The organism is Thalassotalea litorea, from assembly GCF_005843925.1.
GTDB classification, from domain to species: Bacteria; Pseudomonadota; Gammaproteobacteria; order Enterobacterales; family Alteromonadaceae; genus Thalassotalea_A; species Thalassotalea_A litorea_A.
The window spans coordinates 99,679-125,848 of sequence record NZ_VCBC01000005.1; the positions used below are offsets into that span (position 1 = coordinate 99,679).

The window sequence follows — 26,170 nt, forward strand, 5'->3', positions numbered from 1 at the left end:
TCCGTGGGCAATCCTTATAGTACGCTTCGATTTCAGGCGCGGGATGGAGCAGCCTGGTAGCTCGTCGGGCTCATAACCCGAAGGTCGTCAGTTCAAATCTGGCTCCCGCAACCAATTCTCTTGAATTGAAGATAGTGTAGGAATTCTGAGTAAGCGTATTAAACAACTGACTCGTCAGTTCGCTAATACAAAATCAGGGCTCCCGCAACCAACTTTCTTATAATATAGAGAGTGTAGGAATTCTGAGTAAGCGTATTAAGCAACTGACTCGTCAGTTCGCTAATACAAAAATCAGGGCTCCCGCAACCAACTTTCTTATAATATAGAGAGTGTAGGAATTCTGAGTAAGCGTATTAAACAACTGACTCGTCAGTTCGCTAATGCAAAATCAGATCTCTTACAACTAATGTTCTTTTATAAAGAAAATTAGTATACTGAAAACGTAACACAGGCGCGGGATGGAGCAGCCTGGTAGCTCGTCGGGCTCATAACCCGAAGGTCGTCAGTTCAAATCTGGCTCCCGCAACCAACTTTCTTCTAATAAAGAAAGCGTAGGAATTCTGAGTAAGCGTATTATGCCACTGACTCGTCAGTTCACTAATACAAAAATCAGGGCTCCCACAACCAACTTTCTTTTAATAAAGAAAGAGCAGGAATTCTGAGTAAGCGTATTAAACAACTGACTCGTCAGTTCGCTAATACAAAATCAGGGCTCCCGAAACCAATTCTTTTCAAATAGAATCAAAACAATTTGAGGCTTTCCTACGATAATAGTAGGTCATTCGGACGCGGGATGGAGCAGCCTGGTAGCTCGTCGGGCTCATAACCCGAAGGTCGTCAGTTCAAATCTGGCTCCCGCAACCAACCTTCTTAAACAAAAAAATCATTCGAAATGCGCAAGTAAGCGTAATATTCCCATTTGCCAATCGATCATCCTTAAAGCTTTTATCAAAAACCCTTGTTTCAACTTGTGTAAATCTCAATTGTCTGACAAAGTTCTAGTCTTTGAAATTTAGGAACATTCCCATGTCTATCCCCATCGGAAAATATCAACATTACAAAGGGCCCTTTTATCAAGTTCTGCATGTAGCCAAGCATAGTGAAACAGAAGAAGAATTTGTTGTTTACAAGACGCTATACGGTGATATGAGTGTGTGGATCCGACCTCTTTCAATGTTTATTGAAAAAGTTGAGAACGAAGGTTTAGAGCAACCCCGGTTTGTAAAAGTCGACGATTAAGCGACACTAGGCCGTCTCATTCCAGACTGTCCAGAACAAGCCCTCGACAAACCAAGCGCTAGATTAGATTTTCGATAGATACTAAAATGCCAAAGCTGGTGCTTCGGCATTTTCTAATATTAACCAATCGAAAAATGATTGATATCCCTGGCATGCGTAGATTCGGCCTCTACACTTTCAACTTCTGCTTCCTCCGGTCCTTGCTCTAACCACGCAAGCATTTTTTGAGCGTTTTCTTCGGGCCCACACACCATCACTTCCAAGCTGCCATCTTCCTGATTATGTGCGTAGCCACTAAGTCCTAAGTCTATGGCCATATTTTGGGCGGCTGCTCGAAAATAAACGCCTTGAACAAGGCCCGTTACGGTCGCTATATAGCAAACTTTCATATCTGTACCTTAGTTATTTGTTATTTTCGTCCGATTGCGTCCGATTACCAATTCGATTCTAGAAATAAACCATTCTTAAAGATTATTTCGTAAAGTCGATTGGCATAATTCATTGTTTAGCTAGCTACCATTGCTTACAATCAGTACTCTTTTACTCATTTAAGAATATAGTATGTCTGCACGAGTTTTGTTAAACCCAGGAAGAGAAAAATCGCTTTTACGTCGTCACCCGTGGATATTTTCCAAAGCAATTAAGAAAGTGATCGGAAAACCTATCTCTGGAGAGACAGTCGATGTGTTTGATAGCCAAGGTAAATGGCTGGCAAAAGGCGCTTTTTCACCGGATTCACAAATAAGAATCCGAGTCTGGAGCTTTATTCAGAAGGAGGAGGTAAATGATCAATTCTTCCTCGATAAAATGACGTCAGCGTTACAACTTAGACAACATACGATCAAAGCCGCTAACCTGACTGGATATCGATTAATTGCCGGTGAATCTGACGGATTACCCGGAGTTACAATTGATATCTATGATTCTATTATTAGTTGCCAATTACTTAGTGCCGGTGCAGAGTTTAACCGTCACTTAATATTAAAAGCTCTGGAAACTCTTTTTCCTACACACAGTATTTATGATCGCAGTGATGTAGAGGTTCGAAAGAAGGAAGGATTAGAGCTTACTCGCGGTTGGATAAAATCTCCCGCGGATGAATCGTCCATCGCCACCATTACCGAACACGACGTACAAATTCAAGTGAATGTCGACACCGGCCATAAAACCGGCTTTTACCTTGATCAACGCGATTCACGGATTGCTGCAGGTCGGTACGCAAAAGATAAAACCATATTAAACTGTTTTTCCTATACAGGGACATTTTCATTACATTGCGCTAAACAGGGGGCCAAAAAGGTCACCAATGTCGACGTTTCCGAAACTGCAATCGAGCTTAGTAAAGAAAATCTTCGACTTAATGGAATTTCTGAGGAAGTCGTAGATCATGTTCAAGCGGACGTTTTCAAATTACTGCGCAAATATCGAGAGCAAGGTACGCGTTTTGATATGATAATTCTCGACCCGCCAAAATTTGCGGAATCCAAAGCACAACTCAATGGTGCTTGTAGAGGGTACAAAGATATCAATATGTTAGCGATGCAGTTACTCAACCCTAATGGCATTCTCCTGACATTTTCCTGCTCTGGGCTAATGGAAGCGAACCTATTTCAAAAGGTGGTCGCGGATGCAGCCCTAGATGCAAAACGTCAGGCAAGGATCATTGAAAGGTTGCAACAGGCGAGTGATCACCCCATAGCTACCAACTTTCCGGAAGGGTATTATTTGAAAGGTCTGGTTTGTTATATGGATTAACCGGTTTCGGGTGACTAAAAATCGTCTTGTAACCAACTAATTGCGAGCAGGTATCGTTCATCTGGCTGCGTTTGGCAGCGAATCACTTTACCTTGCTCGAGGCAAACGGCTAATTCACTTTGTAAATCAAACTCGTTTTCAACTCGGATCAAAGTCCCTGTGGCCACCGGATGCATTAATTCAACGGCCATGCCACCATCACTGACATCCACACAAGTGCCCTGCACTTTCACCGCATCTTCTTCATCATCAAGAATCAATTGAATCGGTTTGTTGAGCAGATTTCGATAGTTTGCTCTTTTTTCCTGGATTGCACTCACGCCATAGTCCTTGTTGTAGACTTCATTACCGGAAACATAACCGATAACTTTCTCCTTTGTTATAGGTAGGTTCAGATCTTTTGTCAAAAACTTCACGCGAAACTCTTACAACTAAACAGATTCAATCGTAACCCTAACCAAAACCGCTGTCCGCGCAGTCTATAGCTTGCCAGGAATTAATTGTTGTTTAGCTCTTACTTAGCTGCGGTTTAGTTCTGCGATATGATTTTTAATTCTTTTTAAGGAAATCGGATAAGCAGTACCAAGATTTTGTGCAAACAGAGAAATCCTAAACTCTTCTACCATCCACTTGAGTTGGTGAATATCGACTTCCGATGCTCCATTGCGACTTTGCTCAAGCAAATTTTTCACCATCGCTTGCGATTTTTCTACTTCCAACATTTTCAATCGATCTTGGTTAGGATCTATCGGCAATTTTTCCAAACGTCGTATGATACCTTTGAGGTAGCGAAGAACATCATCTAATTTATCGATGCCACAATCCGTCACAAAACCTTTAAAAACCAACTGAGCTAACTGCTCTTTAATATCACCGTGGGATTGAATCGCCGCGAACCCTAGGTTTCCCTTAAGCTGTTTTTGGATTTGATGATGCAAAGACAAAATCTGTTCAAGCTTAATCGCACTATGCAAAACCGTATCTGAAATGTCGGCCCTTACCTTGTCTCTTGTTTCTGAAAAACGAGTTTCATCATAAGGTAGCTCACCTTGCTTCGAGATTATCGACCGCGCGCTGGCGTGAATGCAATCGACTAAAAGGTCGGAAATTTTGCCGAAGGGATTAAAATAAAGCCCTAACTTGGATTTATTAGGCAGTTTTTGTTCTAAGTATTTAATGGGTGAAGGAATACTTAATAACACCAATCGCGTGACGCCTTTAATCATACTTTCCGTCGCTTGTTGCTCGGTCTCGAAAAGTTCTATGGAAACGTCTTTGCCCTGATCGACTAACGCAGGAAAAGCCTGAATAGTAATATTCGCCGTATTCTTTTGATAACTTTTCGGTAAGCGACCAAAACTCCAGTCTGTAAGGTGCTGTTTTTCTATCCCTTTATCGGCAACCGCTTTTATCGATTTTTTCACTTGAGATTGCAATTGCTCCTTTAATTGCACAATATCTCGACTTTGTCCCAGCAACTTGCCTTTTTCATTGACCACTTTAAAATTCATTTTTAAATGTGCTGCCAATTCACTATCATTCCATAACTCAGGTTCAATGCGCATTCCACTCATTTTCAATAGCTGTTTGGCCATTGCTTGTGTTAACGACAATTCACCTGGGGATATCGCGTTAAAACATGCCTGAGCATAATTGGGTGCCGGTACAAAATTCTTTCTTACTTGTTTCGGCAATCCCCTGAGAAGGGCAGTAATTTTTTCCAAGCGTAAAGCCGGTATCAACCAATCAAAATCAACATCCTGTATTTGATTCAGTACTGAGATTGGGATATTGATAGTCACGCCATCATCAATGCTACCTGGATCAAAATGGTAGCTTATCGGCAAACTCAAGTTTTCCTGACGCCAAATAGTTGGGTAATCCTGAACATTAATATCATCCCGATCATCTTGCAGCGCATCTTGTTTACTCATAGTGAGTAGTTCAGGCGTTTGCCGCTTCGTTTTTTTCCACCAATTTAGAAAACTTGCCTGATCGCAAATGGCTTCTGGCAGCTTTTGTAAGTAAAAGTCCACCAATTGCTCTTCATCTACAAGAAATTCGCGTCGACGCGACTTATCTTCCATATCGATGATTTCTTCAATCATCTTTCTATTTTTGGCCAAAAAACCTTCGTTAATCGAGCTTTCACCTAACACTAGTGCGTGCCTGGCAAACAGTAGTCGACAGGTTTGTGGATCAACTTTGCTGTAGTTCACTTTGCGCTTGGCGACAATCACTAAGCCGTACAAACTCACCTGTTCAAATGCCATCACGGCACCTTGCTTTTTCTCCCAATGAGGCTCGAGATACGTTCGTTTTACCAAATGTTTTGCTAAGGGTTCAACCCAGTCAACATCAATTCGGGCACAAAATCTCGCAAACAAACGACTGGTTTCAACAAGTTCCGCTGCCATAACCCATTTCGGTGTTTTCTTTGCTAATCCAGAACCGGGAAAAATGGAAAAACGAGAATTACGCGCGCCTATGTATTCTCTATTTTCATCAAGGTTACCAAGATGACTTAGCAAACCAGACAATATCGCCTGGTGAATTGAGTCATGATTGCCAATCTCGAGAGTGAGTTGTCCACTATCATCGGCAATTTTTACTGAAGGTGTGAATTGTGACAACACAATGCCCTGCTCTTTACAACTCAAACGGAGCTGGGAAACGATGTCCTGCCACTCACGGATGCGCAAATAGGACAGGTACTGTTTTTTACACATGTTTCGAAACTGATTGTTGCTCAGACTTTTTTGCTGTTGTTGGATATAAACCCAGAGATTTAACAGGCTGATAAAATCCGATGTTTTGTCTTTAAAGCGGTTATGAAACTGGTCTGCCGCTTGTTGTTTTTCCATCGGTCGCTCACGCGGGTCCTGAATTGTCAGCCCTGCGGTAATAATCGCTAACTCCTGGCCACAGCCAAATTCACTGGCGGTCATCAGCATTTTCGCCAGACGAGGATCAATTGGCAGACGCGCGAGATTACGTCCTTCAGGCGTTAATTTTACCGGACCGGATTTGGACTCTTTAACGGCATTTAATTCCAGTAACAAACGCATGCCGTCATTAATATTGCGTTGATCCGGTGGTTGTACAAATGGAAAATCGGCAATACTGCCTAAATCAAGCGCCAACATTTGCAAAATCACCGTAGCCAAATTAGTTCTTAATATTTCTGGGTCGGTAAATTCAGGGCGAGACAGAAAATCTTCTTCTGAATACAATCGAATACAAACGCCTTTAGCAACACGACCACAGCGTCCAGAGCGTTGATTTGCGCTTGCCTGGGAAATCGGTTCAATCGGCAATCGTTGGACTTTGGTTCGATAACTGTAGCGAGATATCCTTGCGGTGCCCGTATCGATAACATAACGTATGCCAGGTACCGTCAAAGACGTCTCTGCGACATTCGTAGAAAGCACGACGTTGGTACCACGATGGGGCGCAAATATTTTGTTTTGCTCGGCAACGGTTAACCGCGAAAATAACGGCAGAATATTGGTGTCGCGAAATTGCTCTTTTTCCAGGGCCGCAGCGGCGTCGCGAATTTCTCGTTCACCGTTTAAAAATACCAGAATATCGCCCGGTGGCAGTTGCTGTAAGTCTTCGACAGCGCGAATAATGCCACCAATGTAATCGTATTGCTCAGACAGTGGTTGGTAGTGAATATCTACCGGATACGTGCGACCTGAAACTTCAATGACTGGTGCATTATCAAAGTGTTTTGAAAACCTGACCGGGTCAATCGTCGCGGAGGTAATAATGACTTTTAAATCGGGACGTTTTGCCAATACTTGTTTGAGATAACCGAGAATAAAATCAATGTTTAAGCTACGCTCATGGGCTTCATCGATAATGATGGTGTCATATTGACGTAATAATCGATCTTTTTGCATTTCCGCCAACAAAATACCATCGGTCATTAATTTAATATAACTGCGATCACTCACTTGATCGGTAAATCGAACTTTATAACCGACCACATCACCAAGCTTAGATTGCAGTTCCTCGGCAATACGATTGGCAACGGTTCTCGCCGCAATCCTCCTTGGTTGGGTATGTCCAATCATCCCTTCGACACCGCGCCCTAGCTCTAAGCATATCTTAGGAATTTGGGTGGTTTTACCTGAGCCCGTTTCGCCGGCGATAATTACAACAGGGTTATTGGCAATTGCTTGTTTGATTTCATCAACGTGTTCACTGACGGGAAGGCCGTTGGGGTACGTCACCTTTGGGCGCTGCGCAATTAGACGCTGCTTCATCGCTATCGACTCAGAAATCGCCTGGTCGATTTTTACTAGCGCTTTTTGTTGTTTATCGTCATTGGTGATTTTATTGATGCCCTGCAAGCGGCGCTTAAGCAAAAATTTATCACATAGGCGGGTTTGGTTAAGCAAAGCGTAACAGTCAGTGGCGGTTGGGGATGACACGGAGATAAAAAACCTGAACAGAAAGACAAAAAAGTTGCGTTATCTTACCACTTCAAAAAAGTAAAATCAGTACAACAAGACACCAAAAACCAATGCGTTGCTGGGTGATAAGTTTTGTAGTGTCTGACAATCTAGCGTTGAATTTGGTTTTCTTTGGGCTGCCAGGTTGATTCATGGAAACTGGAACGAATATGCAAATCTATGGCTCTAAGAACGTCATTACGTGAAATCGTACCTAACAGATTGCCATCGTCATCGGTGACAGGATACACCTTGGGCTTTTGCAAAAGCATGGTCTGCGCTAATTCGACGATGCTCGTATAAGGTTTCATCGTCAGAACTTCGGTTCGCATCAATTCGCTAACATCGGCCATGTGCTCCGCGTAATAACTCGTTTGCAGCATCTTGGCCAGTACATCGGATTCCGATAAAAATCCAATCAATTGTCCATTGTTATCAATAACAGGACCACCGATTTGCTTTGTTTTCAAGAACCGAAGAGACGCCTCTTCTACCGCCATGTCAGCAGTAAATGTGACCGGATACAAATTCATGTAATCTTTAACTTGAAGTGATTCCATCGCTTTGCCCTATTGCGTAAACGAGAAAACTCGTTGTCTTCTATAACGTTAAGGTTAGCTGAAAAATCACAAAATTGGCAATCCAGCCATCTACTTAATCACGCACGTAGTCGCGCACATAATCGCGCTCAGGCAAAACACTACTCCGATGCAAAAATTGCCACGTAAGTCGCTTCACCTTGTTTTCGATAACCTCGGTACATACCTTTAGAATTAAATGGCATTGAAATATTGCCTTTGACATCCATCGCGATAACTCCACCACTCCCACCAGCATCTACCAATACTTGATTGACTACGGTTTCAGCGGCCTGTTGCAAAGGAATATTTTGGTACTGCATACGTGCACAGATATCCGCTGCCACATGATAACGGATAAAATACTCACCGTGACCTGTCGCTGACACTGCACAAGATTGATTGTTGGCATAAGTCCCAGCACCGATAATGGGTGCATCGCCAACCCGTCCAAAACGTTTTGCAGTCATGCCTCCGGTGGACGTACCCGCCGCCAGATTACCATATTTATCTACCGCTACCGCGCCAACGGTACCATATTTGAAATTGCTATCCAGAGCGTTATATGCCGATTTCATGTCCGATATCTGCTCAGATTGGCGCAGTTTTTGTTTTGCCTTATCCAATTGCAGCTTTCGATGTGGGGTGTCAAAATAATGATTTTCTACCATGGGTAATTCTTGTTGTTTGGCAAATTCTTCCGCACCGACTCCACTTAACATCACATGCGGTGAATGATCTTTCACGGCGCGCGCCAATGCAATTGGACTGGCAACATGTTTCACTCCGGAAACGGCTCCGGCGTCCAACGTTTCACCATCCATAATCGAAGCATCAAGTTCGTGCTCTCCATCATAGGTATACACGGAACCAATACCCGCATTAAAAAACTCGCTCGCTTCGAGAATTTGGATCGCAGCAATGACTGCGTCGGTGCTGTTACCGCCTTTTTCTAAAACCAAGTAACCACGATCAATGGCTTCTTTGAGTTTGGCTCGATAAGCAGCTTCCTGATCAGGTGTGAAATTACCTTTGTCAATGGTTCCGGCGCCGCCATGAATGGCAATGGCAAATGGCGTTGTTGGCTCAGAATTTGCGGCATGCGCAAAGCACAATCCCATAATTATTGATAATGAAGCAGAAGATAAAGTGAAAAACATGGGAGAAATAACTTTTCGAAACATGACAAACAACTCTTGTTATGGCTTTAATTCGGGGGCGGAATATCGAATTATTCCAAGCCCCAGCGTATTGTTGCAAATCTATCGAACTATCAACCGTTCACGGACAACGTTTTCAGCCAATAAGTTCTGCTAATTGTCGAACGTCAAAGAACGACAAACTGCAAATTCTATATTGCATCAAACTAGCATATTTATGCAATGTGTTAAACCCAGGTTAATGAGAGACTTGTCGTTAAGGGGTAAACCTTGTCGATCCTCGCTATTTCCTAAGAACTTTCATAATTTAAACTCTAACTCATTGATAACTCGCCTTTCATAGAGATATAAAACAGACATTCCTCAGCTTTTCCTCAGGTTTTTTATAGGCAAATATCCTTAACTTAAAGAGTCGAAAGCACGACACATCAAGTAAGAACGCTTGGTTAACTGCTAATTGAGGTAACAACAGATGAATAAATTATCACTTAAAGTGCCAGCAACAATGGCCGCAGTCGTGGCAGTTTGTGGCCTGGCAATCGCACCGACTACAGCTTCAGCCGATGCTATGTCTTCTTATATGGAAACCGCATTAATTGACGTATGTCGTTCTGCAGAATCTAATAACCTGGTACGCTTTAACAAAACCATGAAGGAGTATCGTTTAAAAACCCAAACGGTTGCTTTAAAGGTTGTATGTAATGGTGAGAATATTCCCGATTTTGCAGCGACTCACGGTGCCTACAGAACCGCGGAACGTCTGAATGAAAGCTTAGAAGATGTCAGCATTGAAGATGTCGCATTGCAATCTCAAGACAAAATCCACGTGAATTATTAATCTCGATTGAAAGCGGATTAGGATTGAGAATGAATAGGATAGAAGAAAATTAAGCAGCAGCCTAAGGGTTGTTGCTTTTCTTTGTTAGCAACTGTTGCTTTTGTCTTTCCAATAATTGTTCTATGTATGCGACGCCTTCCTGATAGCGTTTTTTCGATTTAATCGTTGCTAACGCTGGATGAACACCGCCATACTGCCATTTATGCAAATGTAGCCAACCTTCTGCAATCGCATTATCAAATGCAGCAATTGCTGCATCAACATCCTGCAGAACAAGCAATAAAACCACATCGCTCACCCCTTTACCGTCATACCCAATGATCTGTTGTTCCGAAGTATTCTCTAAAAGTTGACGAGCAAAACCTTGCGCCTTATCAACGTCGCCAGTTTTGAACAGTAACCAAACGTAATCCACCCAGTCCATCAGTCTCATTGTGGTTTGTGAAGGTTGTTGACCAGAAAAGAACTGCTGATAAATTTCTAAAGCCTGTTTATTATTTCCCAGGAGCATCTGATAGCGCCCAAAAATTAGCGCTGTGTGCGGCGAATTTGCCAACACACACGCTGCTTCCCCACCCTGATTAAGGACAATTGCTAATTGACATTCAATCTGCGCACTGGTTATCGCATCCGATTGCCTTAGCAATTGTTGATAGTGTTGTTTTGCCACTAACGGCATATCCAAATAGAAATAGCTTTGTGCGAGCAATACCTTGAGTTCTTTACTGTCATCCTTAATCACGCTTTGATTAAGGAAATTAATTGCTTCTGAAAATCGCCCTGTTTCAACAAGTAACCAGGCAAGAAGGTATCTGGCACTATAATCTTGTCCATTGAAATTTAGATAAGTGGTTAAGGTATCAATGGCAGATTGATTTTGTCCCATTATGCTTTGTAACTTCGCATAGTAGAATGTCGCAACGGAAAAACCCGGAGCAAGTTTAAGCGCTTGTTGTAAATGTCGTTGCGCTTTTCGGTATTGTTCATTCTTCATATAAAAAGACGCTAGATAGCTGTGATATTCTGGCTGAGACGCCATACTGCTGGCAGATTGTTCCGCGACTTGGATGACTTGCTCCAAGGTCAATTCACCATTGGCGTGTCGATACAGTCCTTGAACAAATGCCATTTCGAGGCGAATATCGTCTTGTTTTCCATTGCCCCAAAGGCTGCGCATTTTGACAAAATACTCGGGGTTATCGAAAAATATTGCGGCTCGATAATACGCAATCCCCAGTTCTACGGGCAATTGCTCTGACTGAGGATACGTCCGTACACCATTTTCAAGAAGCTGGATCGCAAGCAGGTAATTTTCTTGACTACTAACCATTCGTAGTTGCCTGGCCTGGTGGATAAGCAAAGCAGTTTGCATACTTTCAATGGACATCTCATCCAGATCCAGACCATCGCGATCTACCACCTCAATAAAATAGTCCAGTGTATTAGCAACACTATTCACTAATAGGTGCCAGTCGGCTACATTACCGGCAAAGGTTTGACTCCAAATCACTTCACCTTCTTTGGCATTAGCGAAATGGACACTGACCTGAAAATCCTGATTAATACGACGCACCGCACCGCCAACAAAATAGTCAAAATTTACCGCTTCAGCATCAATAAACTGATTATTTAAACTTACCTGAACATGCTCAGAATTGCCTAAGGTGGTGATTAATTGCTGGGTTAAAGATTTCGCGACTAAAATGCTTTCATCAAGATTGTCGCTGGCAGTAAAATTATCGATCCTAAGTTTAACTGGATCGGTTCTAGAACCTTGGTCATGAAAAATAAACCAAGCCAAGCTGGTCAATATCAGAGCCAATAGACCAATAAAAACATAAAGCTTTTTAAATTTGACGGTAATAAAGTCGGCTGGCGGTTCATCTAAAGACGGTAAATGCTGTTCATTTCTCGAAGGCGTATAATCGAGCAGATAGCCGTGTTTGGGAATGGTTTTAATGTATTGGTGTACTTTACCCTGATCGTGTAATTTTTTGCGTAATACCGATATCGCTCTGGTAATCACATCATCTGAGGTATAGCGAGATTTCCATACTTTTTCATTTAATTCTTCTCTCGATACTACGCGATTGCAATTTTCCAGCAAATAAACTAAAACCTCCATAACTTTTGGTTCAAGGTGGATCACCTCCCCATCTTTTTCGATCAACGACTTCTCGGGATATACTACCCAGTCGTCTAAAAGATAGGAAATACTGGCCATAAAACGCCCTCTGACTATACGGGAATGGATTACCCAAAACGGTTTAGAGTTGCCCTGCTTGAATTAACAGACCAAGGTTTTACTGAATTTTGTTCAATTAAGTGTAGTGAAGAAATTGCTAGAGTGAAGCAATCATAATCGGCTCAAGCCACCCATTTTTTGAAACAACATTGACCATGGCCTAGCTAACTTGTTGAATTTCGTCAGACCATGGCAACACAAGCGAATGTTTCACATTGATAAATAAAAGCATAACAACAACGAATACTGTAAAAAATCCATACAATTGCAACTAGAGCATCCTTTGTTCAAGCCCGGAACAACGTCGAACCTGCTTGTTAACACCTTCCGTAAACTCCTTTTTGCGAGAGAACAGCTGAAAGTGCGACTTTGCTCTGGTTAAACCTGTATATAAGAGTTCACGGGTCAAAAGCTTTGCGCTCCCCTGTTGCGGAATCACCATAGCGACCTGATCGAATTCGGAGCCCTGGGTTTTGTGGATCGTCATTGCATAGACAGTTTCAAATGGAGGCAATCTCGGAATGGATACCTGTCTAAACCCGTCACCACTTGGAAAGTACGCTTTTAAGTTACCATCCTGATCAGGCCACAACATCCCAATATCACCATTAAACAACTGTAACTTATAGTGATTTTGAGTGATCATGATTGGCCGGCCTCGATAAAGAGCCTGGGAGAAGTGGATAAATCCCTTACTTTGAAGTTCTTTTTCAACCTGTTCATTAATGCTTTCCACGCCCCCTTCGCCGCTTTTGCAAGGGCTCAAAATCCGAAACTGCTGAAACGCCTGATAGGCTTGCTGCAAATTATCCGACTGAAATACCGGTAAATAATGCTGATTGGTTAATTGCACTAGGTAACTGGCTAATGAAGATTCTTTGCTTAACCGTAATTGCTCAGTATTATTTGCTAACAATTGCCAAGCCTGCAGACTGTCACCAGCAATAATAGCCTTCGCCAAAAGACCGATCCCGCCACTGCCGGTAAAGCGCCGAGACTGGGTTAAATAAGTCAGATAGTCACAAGCTGATTCGTTCAAGCTAATCACTTCAGAACCAAAAGACTCCGCACAAACTTGCGCCAGATACTGTCCATTGCCCGTCGAAAAACGCGTCGTTTTATGGGGTGCCAAATCCGCCAGTACGCTGCCAGTCTCCACCGAAGGTAACTGTTGGCAATCACCGAGCAAGACAACTTTACATGTTGTAGGCAGTGCTCGAAACAGTCGGGTCATCAGCGGTAAATCGACCATCGAGACCTCATCGACAATCACAACGTCACAATGCAATAAATTTTGTTTGTCGTGACGAAAATTCGGGCTGTTTGGGATAACACCCAAAAGTCGATGCAAGGTTAGTCCGATGGTTGGTATCTGATTCAGTATTTGTTCTTCAATGAGTTGGCTTTTACGAAAGCTCTCAACTGCGGCGCTAATCGACTCACTTAATCGTTGTGCGGCTTTTCCTGTCGGAGCAACGAGCTGTATATCTAAGGTTTTATCTGCTTGCATCAGTAACGCAGCGATCAATTTGGTCACGGTATAGGTTTTCCCGGTACCAGGACCGCCGGCGATAATACTAAAAGACTTGTTCAGTGCATTCGCCACTGCGACCTTTTGCCAGTCAATATCATTTTGCAATGACTCTGGAAACAGCTGAGTTAATCGCTGTTTTTGGTCATTTATTTGACTCTCTATAATCTCATTTGCATTCGCTACTCGTTGCGTAATAGCATCCGCGAGTTCTCTTTCAAACAGCCAATATCGACGCAAATACAAACTGTCATTGTCAAACACAACCATAGCGTCGTTATCCGCAGATATCGGTAATACATTAACTAATCGTAATAACGTATTAAAATCTGGAAACACATAGCCATCATACTGTTGTTCTTGCTCTCCGTCAGTGGAACTGACGAACCAGTGCTGTGCACTGAGTAACGATAATTGTAAACACGTATGGCCATGACGTTGTGCCTGCGATAGCGCCATAAATAAATGAAATAACGTTGCAATTTGTATCTCACTAAAGGCTAAAATTTTGGCGTCTGGCACATTTACCAATGCGCATACCATTTCCCGGGCAATAAAGTAATCAATCGCCTCGATTTCTGCGAGTTGATTTTGCACGCTTTGTAGTTCAGGGAGCTGATTTAAGATTACCGCAATTTCCTGGTCCAATGGATTTGCTTGAGTTGCCTGAGATAATTCATCGCGTTTATCTTCCGACTGTGCCCGTGTCAATCCGGAGAAAGCGTCTTGATTCATGATGATTGCCCCTCGAAGTCAAAATCTTGTTCGCCGTCAATTAACCGGTCCAGCGCTTCAAGCCAGGATCGAGACAAGCCGTGATAATACACCCCATATTGCGCGCTGGCTTTGTTAGAGTGACAGTTTGCGCTAGATTCGGTGCTAGATTCGGTGTTAGATTCGGTGCTAGATTCGGTGTTAGCGGTGACAGTATCAGAGCCGGGTGCAAGGTTCGGTCCCTGTTGCGGATTCAATTTTGCCTGGCCCATCCCGCGCAGATACAGATATACCGCGCCACCAAAATGACGTTCAAAACAATAATCGTTTACACGCGTTTTCAAGTAACGATGCAGCGCCAGAGAGTAAATTAATGCTTGTAGATCGTAGAAGTTTTCAAACATGTGTTGTTGTAACTTATTGGCTTGATAGTCCGTTAACGAACTCCCCAGGTATGACGATTTGTAATCACACACGTAGTATTTTCCATCATGCTCAAAGACTAAATCAATAAATCCATGCATCATTCCTTGAATATCGCCCTTAGTGGGTATTTGCAATTGCACTGGGTTTTCAGGATTTAGCGCCTTGCGAAATCTTGCCAGATAATCATTAAGCACTCGGGGTTGAATATGATTTACGGGAAAATAAAATTCCAGCTCCTTTAACGTTTGTCGTGACGTTAGAGCGGATAATGAACATCTACTTCCGTTAGACAAAATCAATGGTTGTTGTAAGCATTGATCCAGCCAATCACAAATTTGTTGGATTTGTTGTTCACTCTCGCTGATTTTACTGTGCTGCAAGCGAGTCTCAACCCAGCGCCAGTCAGGTGCCGAAAACTCTATCGTTTCGAGAATATCGTGCAGCAGGTTACCGGTATTTGCGCCTTTAGCAATTTGATGAGCAACACTTTGTTGCTCCTGGCCTTGCAACGCAAGATTCGCATCTAACCGGTCAGGATCCGATATCCCATAGTGTCGGTGTCCTCGGGTTAAACCGGAAAATGAGGTTAGCCACCAGTCTCGTTCAATTCGACCGTTAAATCTTGCTACCTCAAATTCAGCATCAATCGCTTTGCTCTGAAAAAGTTCTATTTCAAGCAAATCGGCCCCTACCGTTTGATAATTGACGACATCGCCTGCTAACGTCTTGAAGTGTTGCCAGGCTTTGGGGTAATCCGAATGCTGTGCCAACTCTAACACATGCCCTAGTGGCGATTGCTGCGAATGTTTGAAATCGGCACTAAACACATAGCATTGTAATTTCGCCCGGGTCAACGCGACATACAATAATCGTTTATCTTCGGCATATTGTTCATTGGCCATTGCTAAGGCTAACGATGCATTTTCACCTAAGGCTACATTGATCTGCCCTTGTTCGTTATGAGCAATGAACACGTCACGACTGCGATTGCCTATTTTAAGTGGATCTTTATGGATACAGGCAAACGGCACGAATACGATAGGATATTCCAAACCTTTTGAACCATGTTGGGTGACCACCTGAATTAAATCTGCGTCACTTTCCAATCGCAATTCGGTTTCTACCATTTGTGGATTTTGACATAAATATTCAAATTGGCTGATTAACTGCAGTGGCTGTCGATGTTGCTGCGATAGTCCTTGCAATACCTCAAACAAATGGATGCTATTGGTCAACACCCGTTCGCGGTTGCCAAAATGTTGTGATTGATATTGAGCCGGAAAAAAATCGTGCAATAGTTTCATTGCCATTGGCATAAAACCACGCTTTTGCCACACCTGATGCAAATTCTGGAGTTGTTGGACCAATTGTTCCCAGTGTTTTTCGTCCTGCTGTAGTTCACTAATTTGTGTTGGCGTAAATCCGAAAAAAGGACCCGCTAACGTACCATACAAGCGACGCTCATCTTCGGGTGTAATTATGGTTTGCAGCGCATCCACAAGCGCTCGACTAATCGGATGCTGCAATAAATTGGCGCGCTCTGATTTATACACGGCGCTCAGCCCCGACGCTTTTAAAGCCTGTAACACGTAGCCTGCCTGGCCGCCATCACGAACCAGAATTGCGATATCTCCGGCTTTGACGTTACGTTCCTGGCCGGTATCCGAATCCTCTATCACCCCTTCGCTTAGGAGCTTACCCACTTGATTGGCAAGCCATATCGACATCTTTGCGCTAAATTCTTTGCTTAACTGTCCACGGCTCAAATCGTCGTCTGAGTGTTCAAAATGCACGGCTTGTATTGCCTTGCAAGGATTATCATTGAGTCTCAGGCTTTGTTTACCGGCGTTTACCGAGGCTTTAACCGGTTGGTACTGAATTGTATAACCAAAAATATCACGGCCTGGCTCGGTCAATTCATTACCATAAAAAAACACATTATAGGCGTGGATCATCGCCGCTGAAGAGCGCCAGTTGGTATCCATTACCCAGCGAAATGACACTTGCTGTGCAGCTTGCAGATAAGTAAAGATATCGCCGCCACGAAAGCCATAAATTGCCTGTTTCGGATCGCCGATCAAATATAACGCAGTTTTGCTGGTATCCGGTTGTGATGGATCAAAGTAGAGACTCGACAGAATATTAAACTGTCCGGGATCGGTATCTTGGAATTCATCTACTAACGCCGCTGGGTACTGTTGCCTTAATTGCTCTAATAACGCTTGCCGGTGAGTTCCGCTGACTAGTGCCGATTCAAGGGTACTTATTAAATCATCAAAGCTTAAAATTTGCTGCTCTGACTTTGCTTGTTTGACTTTGCTGCGGATCTCGCTCAGATGTGGAACGACCATGGTGTACGCTTTGATGCGTTGAATTTGTTTGGGTAATTCAGTCAATAAGGTTTTCAATTCATACAAGGGTTGAAACGCACGTTGTAATGCCAGCTTCTGCTCTGTTTTATCCTTACTTTTTGGGAGTCTCGCGGCCCCACAAAACGCAAAATCAATCAAGATCCCACCGAATGTCTCTGCTGTAGTGCAAAGACTAATTGATTGTTGCAACTGCTGTCTTAGTTCCGAGAATTCGTCTTCCCGTTGAGATTTTGCCTTACCTGTTTTGCTGTTGACTAAATGCTCAAAAATCAAAGGTTCATTGTTATCCAACGATGTCAGGCAGGTTTTCATTAGGGCTTGCACAGATTCCAGCTTTTGTTGTTCGCTTTGTACCTGAGGCTCTATATCGCGCCGACATACACCGATAAAAGTCTGATAAAACGCCTCTGGAGATGGCCAGAATTCAGTCATGGTCAAAAATTGTTGCTGTTCACAAGGTGATGCAGCAAGACGTCGATACAAATCTTCGATGCTATGCAGATAGTATTCTTGATCATCGGTTTCCATTGCCGCGTTGAAGCTCACCCCACTGGCAAATGCATACTGCGACAGTACTCTTTTACAAAACCCGTGAATGGTAAAAATTGCTGCATCATCCAGTTGCAACAGCGCAAGTTTAAGCGCAAGTTTTGCTTTGCCGGCATCGACGTTTTGCCCCAATTGATAGAACAATTGATTGTCTGGGTCTGCGGTCCATTGGTCCCAGTGACTGTAGGCCTCCCTCAGAAAACCATCGATACGACCACGAATTTCTTCTGTCGCCGCTTTGGTAAACGTCATCACCAGAATATTTTCAACATTAAGCTGTTTTTCAAGCAATAAACGCAGGTATATCCGGGTGATATTAAAGGTTTTACCGGTCCCAGCGCTTGCTTCAATCAGATGGCTACCGTGCAAGGGAATGCTGCTTGCGTGCAACGGTAAAAATTCAGGCGTAGCGATTGGATGTTGATCCGGGCGTTCAAGGTGATTCACTGAATTTGATTGTAAGTCTGTTGGCACCGTATCATTTACCATTACTGCTGTCCTTTTTGTCCATCTTGTTGCGAGTATTAGCGCCAGCAGTCCCCGGCGTTAGCGATAGTTCGTCTTCGCTGAACTTATTGCTTTTTACGCTTAAGCGTTCAAAAAATACTTGATAGGTCTGCCCCAGCGTTGCATTAAGTGTGTCTAAGTCGGGGCATTGTGGGAAAAAATATTGCAAATAAGGATCGGTTGCTAAACTTCGGCCAAAGGTTTCTTCATGCCATAAGGTTTCTAAACTTGCCTGTGACAAATAGCCCGGATGAAATTTGTTTCGCGACCAATAGTTTTTACGAGCAATGGCCATAGAAACCGGAAAAGGTTGTTTTAAAGCCGCTAAAAAACCGCCGACTAAATCCATTAATATCTCGAAGGCATCTGGCCAGAATTCTAGCTGGTACTGCTCTATCGTTTTTTTGTTTTCATTAAGGTACATTGCCAACGTTGTAACCTTAGGCATTGTCGCATTGGCATCCGTTTTTTGTTTCTCGATGGCATAGGCACAAGCCAGCAAGTGACCAATATAGAACTGACACAGGTCACCCTCATTGGCACTTGAGCTTTTTGCATACATCAAAGTGAAACCCTGTTGATGTTCAACAAAGTGTTGCATCAAGGTTTTCTGAGCGATCACTTGCCCCGGTTGTTGCTGCTTTGCCTGCCCTGTCGTTTGGCTTGTCGCCGTTGCGATTGTCTCGCTTGGATCCGTAGACAAGGTCGCAGAAGGTAAAATACTGGCGATAGCAGGCAGAGTAATACGAATCGGTAACTCCACAGCCGTACCATTGTCATCAATGGCTTGCTGAATACCCTGTACATGGGATGCAAAAAATTCAACCATTGCCCGCCATTCTGTAAGCTGTGCATAGGTATCACTGCGATCCGGAAAAGACCCGCTAAGAAAATGTCGACGTTGTAATTGATTGATATCAAAGTCTAACTGTTGACTTATGATGGGATCCGTCGCGTCTGCGCGTTGTAGCATTAGGCCAAGTACTTGTTGCTTAAAGGAGAATTTTTCCAGGGCATTGACAGTGAAAGGTTCGGTATCTTGTAAAGGTTCCTGTTGATAAGCGAATGATAAGTTTAATACTCGGCTACCATACAATTTTGCTGGGTGGCGAAGTAACTCAATTAAATCCGCATCATTAATAACTGCACTGGCCTGCTCTATCAATTCCCCTTGGTGCGGATATATGGTGTCAACTTGGCTGACATTCTGTATTTGCGCAGGATCCGTTGATAAGTTCAGCCATTTCTTATCAAAACTCGGCCACAAATTATCAACCGCATAATTTTCATTCGAAAACGCCTGCATTGGAAGCTGTCGAATGTGCTCATCACCTGACAGTTGCCAGCCAAACCCTGCTGCCAGATAATCCATTAGTTCTCTTAGCACTATTGATGGCTGACGCTCACCATTATTGCGAATATCACGCCCTTGATAGCTCAGATATAAGTGCTGACGCGCCGAAATCAGAGCCTCAAGAAATAAGTAACGATCATCTTTGTGTAAGGAGCGATCGCCAAGCTTGCTCGGCGTCATTGACATCAGATCAAAACCGATGGGTTGGCGCTGGCGCGGAAATTGACCATCATTTAACCCCAATATCGCCACCAGTTTAAAGGGAATACTGCGCATTGGTAACATTGAGCAAAATGTGATCTGCCCGATCATAAATTGCCGCCCGGGATCTGGCTCAGAGAAATGCGTATTGAGGTATTCGCGAACTGGCCATAATTTAATTTCGCCTTGATGCTTGGCTTGCTGACAGTGCTCATACAAGCTATCTATCGCCTGACGCACAATTATCAGGCCATTATCTTGGTCTTGTTCATCTTCTTCAAACAAACGCGCCAGCCAATCCATCAGTAACTGATGCCAATCTTCCGCTGCTCTGGGACGATCAAGCTCACGTTGCAAGGCTTGCAATTGCTCCAAAAATAAAATGAATTTACCCAGCAGTACACTGTTATCTCCCTCGACCCAAGGAAGGTAGAGATCGTGCTCAGACACTGAGAATTGATCGCTATAGGCAAATCCACGTAATAAACGTTGCAAACCAAGTTTCCAGGTAAATTGCGCACTGACCTCGTCTGAGCCTATGTGTACACCTTTATGATGTGCATCTAATCCCCAGTGAATACACGCCTGCTGTACCCAAAAACTGATAAGTTCTATATCTGCATCATTAAATTTGAAACGTTTTTGTACCGGTTTAAGTTGCAAATAGGAAATTAGCTTAGACACTTCAAAGCGGCTGTCGGGCAAATTTAATAATTCATTAAATCCATTTACCAGCGGTTCACTGTCTTTACTGACCCGATCCGCGATTGAACAAGGCAAAGGCGGGATATTCTCACCGATATCTTCCCAGCCGCGCACAAAAACCGCATCGATATACGGGGCGTAGTCCTCTACTTGAGGGCACATTACCAACACATCTTTGGGAGTTAATTGCGGATCCTGATTAAACTGGTGCAACAGATAATCGTGCAGACCCTGAACCTCCCTTAGCGCACTGTGCGCACTACAAATCACAATACTGTCGTCAAATTGCGGTTGGTGATTCGTTCCTTCATCAATGCGTCTGTCTTGCAGGGTAAGAATGTCGTCCTGTAGTTGGCTCAACACCGAAGATCCTTTGCGTTCAGACTCACCTAGACGCTCATAGACAGGGATTTCGATATGGTCAAATTGTTGTAACTGGCTTAACAAATCTTTGCCCTGCTGACCGAGATTTGCCAACAGTGGATTTACCTGCGTGCTTAACTCTTCAACATCTGGCCAACCGGACAGCAATTGCTGAAATTCCTGACGAGCCTGAGACTTTTCCGATTTAATATCTCCCCAGTATTCGATACAAGGGTTAAGTTGATAAAAATGTACGTCGATATGTTTGCCGATCGCCGCCAAAAACTCCATCCAGATCGGCGCGATGGCATTGAGGCCAAATAAGGATATTCTTTGCGGCAAAATGCTTGCCTTACTATCCAGACTGTTAATCGCCTGTTTAATCAAGTGCTGTGGATCATAAGGACTTTGTTGATGCAGTCTTTGCCATATCACTGCCTGCCATTGGGCAATGCCTTCTGCCGAAGAACTATCCAGCTGAATCGATTGCCCCTGACTCCATGCGTGGATCCATTGTGGGCGATAGATTAAATATTGCTCATAAATATCGGCGATTTTTCTCGCCAATTGATAACGCCGCAAATCCTGTTGTTGACCCGTTGCCGCTTGCCAATAGTGAGTAAGCGAATCGCAACGACTGTCGTCAATGATGGCTTCATCCTGCAAAATCGATTCAATTCGCCAGGTAAGCACATCTCTGGAATACGGTGACTGCTCTGGTAACTGTTCAGAGCATAACGTTCTTAATGTTTGCCAAAAAAACTGCGCCGGTAGGGAAAATCGCGTATTCATACTAATACGATGGGCATGGGCTTGTTGCATGTTCAGCCAATGCTGCATGCCCTGATTCTGAACCAGAACCAACTCTTCAGTCATTACAGGTAATGGCGATATCTGCTGAACTTTAGCAAACAACAGCAACAAGTCTTCCATTCGATTGGCGGGATAGAGGTATAACAAGGCTAATCCATCAGAAATGTACCAGAAAATCTAGTCTTTGATTTAATCACAAAGCAGGCAGTAAAGAAATAGAGTCGGGTGAGAAATGGGTTACAGATACTTAGCTCGATTGCGAGTTATTTGCCGGTAAAATGTCCCGCTTAGGCACTCGTTGTTTTGATAAAAGCAGTAACACACCTAGAACACACCTAGAACACAAGTAACTGCAGTCACTTTATCCACAATAAAACCAATCAGTAAAACAATCGTTAAAGCAATCGTTATCCAATACCAAATTGCTAGATCACATACTGCAAGGTTTGCTGATAAAAATTCCCCACAACTGGCAATGGTTTTGCTTCCCCTTCACACGCTTGCACTAAGCCTACCGCCCATAAAACCAAAAGTGGAAAAACAAGTACCCAGCCAACTAACGGTATAAACACCAAGACGACGCCAGTTAAAAAGAGCCCTAGAGATTGGCGCAGATGAAACGCGCCAAGACGAGTGGGTTTTTGTCCAAACATAATTAACGCAATAATCCAGCCAACTAAGGTAAAATAGGCAATGATAGCCACGTTTTTACCATGTTTACTCACCGGTTTTTGTTGAATCACCTGATTTGACACATCACTTCCTACAGAGTAATAAACAGTTATGGAGCCAATTTCGACCAGAGACGGTCGACAAGCTCTGGTACACTATTAACTATGGAAAATTACAGCGAATTTTCAAGATAATTAGACCTAGATTTAAAACAAATTTTTATGGCAAATGCACAAAAACCGAAAAATCTATTGATTCGAGCAATGAGTAAGCGCAACGGCCTATTTCTAACCGTATTGGGCATTCTGCTATTTTTATTATTGTTGGTCGTTGCCAGCTTTTGGTGGGATAGCTTTAAAATTCAACTTATCTTTCTTTTTATGGCCTGTTTCGTGGTGTTTTTCCTTGGCGTTTTAAAGTTAAAAGAGCCTGATTACAGTTATCAATTGGATGAAGATGGGCTTATACATTTTCATCGTTGCGGTAGCTGGAAAATTTACTGGGATAACATTCAACGAGTCGGTCTGGTAAAACCCGATCAGGTTACGATGGAACAACGCCTAAGCTATACCGGCGTCAAACTAAAAGACATTCAAGCGCTTGCTGATGGGATATCGCCGCGACTTGCGAATCGGTTATTACACGAACAAAAACCTTTACTTATGGTTGCCTTGCGCCATGGACAACTGGATATGCAAGAATCAATCATCAACTTTGATCCTTATCCGCTCAATGGCAAGCTTTATCGGGGCCCCCTTGGGGCGTTTTTGCACCGTAGTCAGGCGTTACATAAAGCCTATGGCTATCATTTGTTCCTCGCCGATGACACTCTGGATCGCGACCCAGATGAATTTATCCAGTTACTCAAACAGACAATTGAGACCCAACAAAAATTAAATGACCAACCCACGACCTCGGTATAGGCAAACCGGTTGTGTGGGTGTTATCATCAGCCCATAAAAAATAACCGATACGAATTGAATGCAAGCCAATCAACCGACCATTCTCTGGCACGATTATGAAACCTGGGGCGTTTCTCCGAAATACGATCGCCCATCACAGTTCGCCGCCATACGCACCGATCTTAATTTAAATATCATTGGTGAACCGGAAGTCTTTTACTGTCAGCCGCCTCAGGATTACCTGCCGCATCCAGGTGCCGCTTTGGTGACCGGTATCACCCCGCAAAAAGCGCAACGAGAAGGCGTCAATGAGGCTGAATTTGCGCGTCGCATTCAAGCAATATTCACGGTCCCAAATACGACCGTTGCCGGATACAATTCAATCCGCTTTGATGATGAAGTGTCCCGTTATTTATTTTATCGAAATTTTTACGATGCCTACGCCCGGGAATGGCAAAACGGAAACAGCCGTTGGGACATTATTGATATGGTGCGACTATGTTATGCCCTGCGCCCCGATGGTATCAACTGGCCTCGCAATGAACTTGGTAATGTCAGTTTTCGACTTGAGCTGTTAACGCAAGCTAATGGTATCAGTCACGAAGCGGCGCATGATGCCATGAGTGATGTATATGCCACGATTGCGATGGCTAAGTTAATCAAAGATAAACACCCTAAGCTTTATGATTTCGTGTTTAATCTTCGTAATAAGCGCGAAGTACAAAAGCTCCTCGAAGTCTTTGAGATGACCCCTATCGTGCATACCTCTTCGAAAATATCGGCGGAGCACGGTTGCACCAGTTGGTTTGCACCGGTGGAATATCACCCCACCAATAAAAATGCGGTGATTGCCGTAGATTTAGGCTTTGATGCCAAGCCAATTATTGAATTGGATGCGGAACAATTAAAACAGCGGTTGTATACCAAGCGCTCCGACTTGGCAGACGATGAGTTACCGGTAGGCATTAAGCTGATCCACATTAACAAATGTCCGATTGTTGCGCCGGCCAAAACGTTAACTCAAGAAGATGCGCAGCGATTAGGGATTGATCGTGAAAAATGTCTGAGTAATTGGCGTTTACTGAAACAGCACACCGCTGAAATTCGTGAAAAATTATCATCTGTTTTTGATCAACGTTACGAAAATAGTAGCGAAGATGCGGAAGTTGCGCTGTATAGCGGAAACTTTTTTAACGACAGCGATAAAGCACAGATGCAGTTAATTCATGAAATGCCGGTTGAGCAACTCGCGACTTACCCGTTTAAATTTCAAGATCCGAGACTTACCACCCTGCTTTTTCGATTCAGAGCCCGGAATTACCCGCAAACTCTGACGGCAGACGAACAACAGCAATGGCAACAGTATTGCCAGAATAAGCTTGCAAATGGTGAAAATGGCTTAAGTTACGACGAATACATGTTAACCATTGAAAACCTTGCCCATGAGCACGAGCAAGACACCCATAAGCTCGCGATCCTCAAAGCCTTGTATCAATACGTAGCAAGTTAACCACCATAGTATTAACTAACACCAACTTGCTTTTGAGGAGTTATTTTGCCGTAACTCCTCAATATTGGCGCGAATGATCCCATAGCCAACATTCCCAAACAGGATCTGTCGTCCCTGATTCATCACTAACGATGGGCTGCCTTTAATTTTCCAACTTTCACAGGTTTTTCGATCCAACATTAGCGCAGCTATTGCTGCACCACTGTCAATCGCTACCTTAATCTGACCAGATTCAACCCCTTGTTCGTTAACCATTTCATCCAGCACTGCCACCTGACTAATATCTCTGCCGTCGATAAAAAAGGCCTGACGTACCGCAGACAACCATTTAAGCTCGGCGTTATCGTCAAAAACAATTTGGAAAGCCTTGCCATACAGATGAGCCGGCGCTGATGAGGTAGGTTTACAGGTTTGCCAGATTGATGAGTGAACACTGAGCTGAAATTGCTCTGCGGCCTGAACAACATGCTCTCGAAAGCCACCGTATCCTCCCTTAGCTTGCCATTGACTTGCCATTTTATCTGCAACCGACGCGAAGATCTCGACATAATGATGCGATAAATTTATTTGTTTTAAATAGTCTTGATTAAGCTCGGCAATTCGACGTTCATTAATATACGCCCAAACACACAAGACATCGGTGAAATAGTCAATTTTAATCTTCATAGAAGTACGCAATAGAGATGTGATTTACTAAGTTTAAATGCGATTTATCGTATTGGTGCATGATCAGCTAGTTTTTTTTGGCGTATTGCTTTTACAAAAGTCGGGCAATAAAAAGCGCCCGATTTCACTGGACGCTCTAACTAGGGTGTAACGACATTTATGACGTTAAATGGCAACTAATATGCAAACGGCCATTGTTAAAATCATCAGCCGTTTGCCATTTGTTGATATTCTGCATAGGCAGGAATTGCAATGGCAGCAACAATTCCTAAGACGAAGATACCGAGAATAAGCACAAGCCCCCAAATCGACCAACTTTTCTGAACACGCTGAAAATGCTCTACACTATCCCAACGTTTATTTTCCCATGCCCACTGCCTGCCCTTAAAGCCGAGGACGATGGCAACTATCAAGCCCACATAAGGGATAAATGCCAATAGTCCAATCCAGGTACGATTACCAAGAGCCCATATCCAATTCAATAAAAATGCGCCCCAACTCCAGCCTTTAATACCTTCAGGTAATTTTTCAACTTTGCCCTGCCCTGAATTATTCTCTTCAGCAACAACTAAATCTGATTCTGGTGCTGTATATATTTCTGTCATAATTA

The 26,170-nt window shown here is 43.4% G+C and carries 17 protein-coding genes and 3 tRNA genes; 8 read left to right on the plus strand and 12 right to left on the minus strand.

Going from position 1 to position 26,170, the window contains the following annotated elements; genetic code table 11:
• Positions 1-37: 37 nt before the first annotated feature.
• The 4 genes from FE810_RS05885 to FE810_RS05900 all read left to right on the plus strand — a co-directional run bounded on the left by FE810_RS05885 (position 38) and on the right by FE810_RS05900 (position 1,239).
• Positions 38-114 (plus strand) — tRNA-Met (locus FE810_RS05885).
• 338 nt (positions 115-452) lie between these two features.
• Positions 453-529, plus strand: a tRNA-Met gene (locus FE810_RS05890).
• A gap of 258 nt (positions 530-787) precedes the next feature.
• Positions 788-864 (plus strand) — tRNA-Met (locus FE810_RS05895).
• A 162-nt stretch (positions 865-1,026) separates the two neighbouring features.
• Positions 1,027-1,239, plus strand: coding sequence for a DUF1653 domain-containing protein (locus tag FE810_RS05900; protein ID WP_138319111.1), 213 nt, complete (start codon positions 1,027-1,029; stop codon positions 1,237-1,239).
• A gap of 119 nt (positions 1,240-1,358) precedes the next feature.
• On the opposite strand, the gene FE810_RS05905 is transcribed toward FE810_RS05900, so the two are convergent.
• On the minus strand, positions 1,359-1,628 hold the full coding sequence (locus FE810_RS05905; protein ID WP_138319112.1) for an acylphosphatase: 270 nt from the start codon (positions 1,626-1,628) through the stop codon (positions 1,359-1,361).
• A gap of 172 nt (positions 1,629-1,800) precedes the next feature.
• On the opposite strand from FE810_RS05905, the gene FE810_RS05910 reads away from it, so the two are divergent.
• Complete coding sequence (locus FE810_RS05910) at positions 1,801-2,994, plus strand: class I SAM-dependent rRNA methyltransferase (protein ID WP_138319113.1); 1,194 nt, start codon at positions 1,801-1,803, stop codon at positions 2,992-2,994.
• A 14-nt stretch (positions 2,995-3,008) separates the two neighbouring features.
• Here FE810_RS05910 and FE810_RS05915 read toward each other — a convergent pair whose 3' ends face one another.
• The 4 genes from FE810_RS05915 to FE810_RS05930 all read right to left on the minus strand — a co-directional run bounded on the left by FE810_RS05915 (position 3,009) and on the right by FE810_RS05930 (position 9,216).
• Complete coding sequence (locus FE810_RS05915; RefSeq protein WP_138319114.1) at positions 3,009-3,410, minus strand: PilZ domain-containing protein; 402 nt, start codon at positions 3,408-3,410, stop codon at positions 3,009-3,011.
• Positions 3,411-3,512: 102 nt separating this feature from the next.
• Entirely contained in the window at positions 3,513-7,433 is a 3,921-nt protein-coding gene (hrpA, locus tag FE810_RS05920; RefSeq protein ID WP_246036925.1) for an ATP-dependent RNA helicase HrpA, read from the minus strand.
• Positions 7,434-7,564: 131 nt separating this feature from the next.
• Complete coding sequence (locus FE810_RS05925) at positions 7,565-8,014, minus strand: CBS domain-containing protein (protein WP_138319115.1); 450 nt, start codon at positions 8,012-8,014, stop codon at positions 7,565-7,567.
• A gap of 140 nt (positions 8,015-8,154) precedes the next feature.
• Positions 8,155-9,216, minus strand: a complete 1,062-nt coding sequence (locus tag FE810_RS05930; protein ID WP_370738917.1) for an isoaspartyl peptidase/L-asparaginase family protein — start codon at positions 9,214-9,216, stop codon at positions 8,155-8,157.
• 448 nt (positions 9,217-9,664) lie between these two features.
• Between FE810_RS05930 and FE810_RS05935 the strand changes: the two genes are divergently transcribed.
• A complete protein-coding gene (locus FE810_RS05935; RefSeq protein ID WP_246036927.1) occupies positions 9,665-10,030 on the plus strand; it encodes a DUF3718 domain-containing protein in 366 nt (121 codons plus the stop codon).
• 61 nt (positions 10,031-10,091) lie between these two features.
• Here FE810_RS05935 and FE810_RS05940 read toward each other — a convergent pair whose 3' ends face one another.
• The 5 genes from FE810_RS05940 to FE810_RS05960 all read right to left on the minus strand — a co-directional run bounded on the left by FE810_RS05940 (position 10,092) and on the right by FE810_RS05960 (position 22,565).
• Complete coding sequence (locus tag FE810_RS05940; RefSeq protein ID WP_138319116.1) at positions 10,092-12,254, minus strand: winged helix-turn-helix domain-containing protein; 2,163 nt, start codon at positions 12,252-12,254, stop codon at positions 10,092-10,094.
• A 292-nt stretch (positions 12,255-12,546) separates the two neighbouring features.
• Positions 12,547-14,541, minus strand: coding sequence for an exodeoxyribonuclease V subunit alpha (recD, locus tag FE810_RS05945; protein WP_138319117.1), 1,995 nt, complete (start codon positions 14,539-14,541; stop codon positions 12,547-12,549).
• Positions 14,538-18,356: an exodeoxyribonuclease V subunit beta gene (recB, locus tag FE810_RS05950; RefSeq protein ID WP_138319118.1), complete on the minus strand. Its 3,819-nt coding sequence runs from the start codon at positions 18,354-18,356 to the stop codon at positions 14,538-14,540. The genes recD and recB overlap by 4 nt, the downstream gene beginning before the upstream one ends.
• Positions 18,346-21,957 (minus strand): exodeoxyribonuclease V subunit gamma, encoded by a 3,612-nt coding sequence (recC, locus tag FE810_RS05955; RefSeq protein WP_138319119.1) that lies wholly within the window; start codon positions 21,955-21,957, stop codon positions 18,346-18,348. Before recC ends, recB begins: the two co-directional genes overlap by 11 nt.
• A gap of 278 nt (positions 21,958-22,235) precedes the next feature.
• Positions 22,236-22,565: a DUF4870 domain-containing protein gene (locus FE810_RS05960; protein WP_138319120.1), complete on the minus strand. Its 330-nt coding sequence runs from the start codon at positions 22,563-22,565 to the stop codon at positions 22,236-22,238.
• A gap of 138 nt (positions 22,566-22,703) precedes the next feature.
• Here FE810_RS05960 and FE810_RS05965 point away from each other — a divergent pair, with 138 nt between their 5' ends.
• Positions 22,704-23,405, plus strand: a complete 702-nt coding sequence (locus FE810_RS05965; RefSeq protein ID WP_138319121.1) for a DUF2982 domain-containing protein — start codon at positions 22,704-22,706, stop codon at positions 23,403-23,405.
• A 58-nt stretch (positions 23,406-23,463) separates the two neighbouring features.
• Complete coding sequence (gene sbcB, locus FE810_RS05970) at positions 23,464-24,894, plus strand: exodeoxyribonuclease I (RefSeq protein WP_138319122.1); 1,431 nt, start codon at positions 23,464-23,466, stop codon at positions 24,892-24,894.
• A 15-nt stretch (positions 24,895-24,909) separates the two neighbouring features.
• Here the strand turns inward: sbcB and FE810_RS05975 are convergent, their stop codons facing one another.
• Positions 24,910-25,560 (minus strand): DsbA family oxidoreductase, encoded by a 651-nt coding sequence (locus FE810_RS05975; protein WP_138319123.1) that lies wholly within the window; start codon positions 25,558-25,560, stop codon positions 24,910-24,912.
• A gap of 206 nt (positions 25,561-25,766) precedes the next feature.
• Positions 25,767-26,165: a hypothetical protein gene (locus FE810_RS05980; RefSeq protein ID WP_138319124.1), complete on the minus strand. Its 399-nt coding sequence runs from the start codon at positions 26,163-26,165 to the stop codon at positions 25,767-25,769.
• Positions 26,166-26,170 lie beyond the last annotated feature (5 nt).

Coding starts and splice junctions, on each gene's coding strand:
- FE810_RS05935 (WP_246036927.1), top strand. CDS start 9,665: ATGAATAAATTATCACTTAAAGTGCCAGCAACAATGGCCGCAGTCGTG.
- sbcB (WP_138319122.1), top strand. CDS start 23,464: ATGCAAGCCAATCAACCGACCATTCTCTGGCACGATTATGAAACCTGG.
- FE810_RS05910 (WP_138319113.1), top strand. CDS start 1,801: ATGTCTGCACGAGTTTTGTTAAACCCAGGAAGAGAAAAATCGCTTTTA.
- recD (WP_138319117.1), bottom strand. CDS start 14,541: ATGAATCAAGACGCTTTCTCCGGATTGACACGGGCACAGTCGGAAGAT.
- FE810_RS05900 (WP_138319111.1), top strand. CDS start 1,027: ATGTCTATCCCCATCGGAAAATATCAACATTACAAAGGGCCCTTTTAT.
- FE810_RS05930 (WP_370738917.1), bottom strand. CDS start 9,216: ATGTTTCGAAAAGTTATTTCTCCCATGTTTTTCACTTTATCTTCTGCT.
- FE810_RS05905 (WP_138319112.1), bottom strand. CDS start 1,628: ATGAAAGTTTGCTATATAGCGACCGTAACGGGCCTTGTTCAAGGCGTT.
- FE810_RS05980 (WP_138319124.1), bottom strand. CDS start 26,165: ATGACAGAAATATATACAGCACCAGAATCAGATTTAGTTGTTGCTGAA.
- recB (WP_138319118.1), bottom strand. CDS start 18,356: ATGGTAAATGATACGGTGCCAACAGACTTACAATCAAATTCAGTGAAT.
- FE810_RS05965 (WP_138319121.1), top strand. CDS start 22,704: ATGGCAAATGCACAAAAACCGAAAAATCTATTGATTCGAGCAATGAGT.
- FE810_RS05975 (WP_138319123.1), bottom strand. CDS start 25,560: ATGAAGATTAAAATTGACTATTTCACCGATGTCTTGTGTGTTTGGGCG.
- FE810_RS05925 (WP_138319115.1), bottom strand. CDS start 8,014: ATGGAATCACTTCAAGTTAAAGATTACATGAATTTGTATCCGGTCACA.
- FE810_RS05940 (WP_138319116.1), bottom strand. CDS start 12,254: ATGGCCAGTATTTCCTATCTTTTAGACGACTGGGTAGTATATCCCGAG.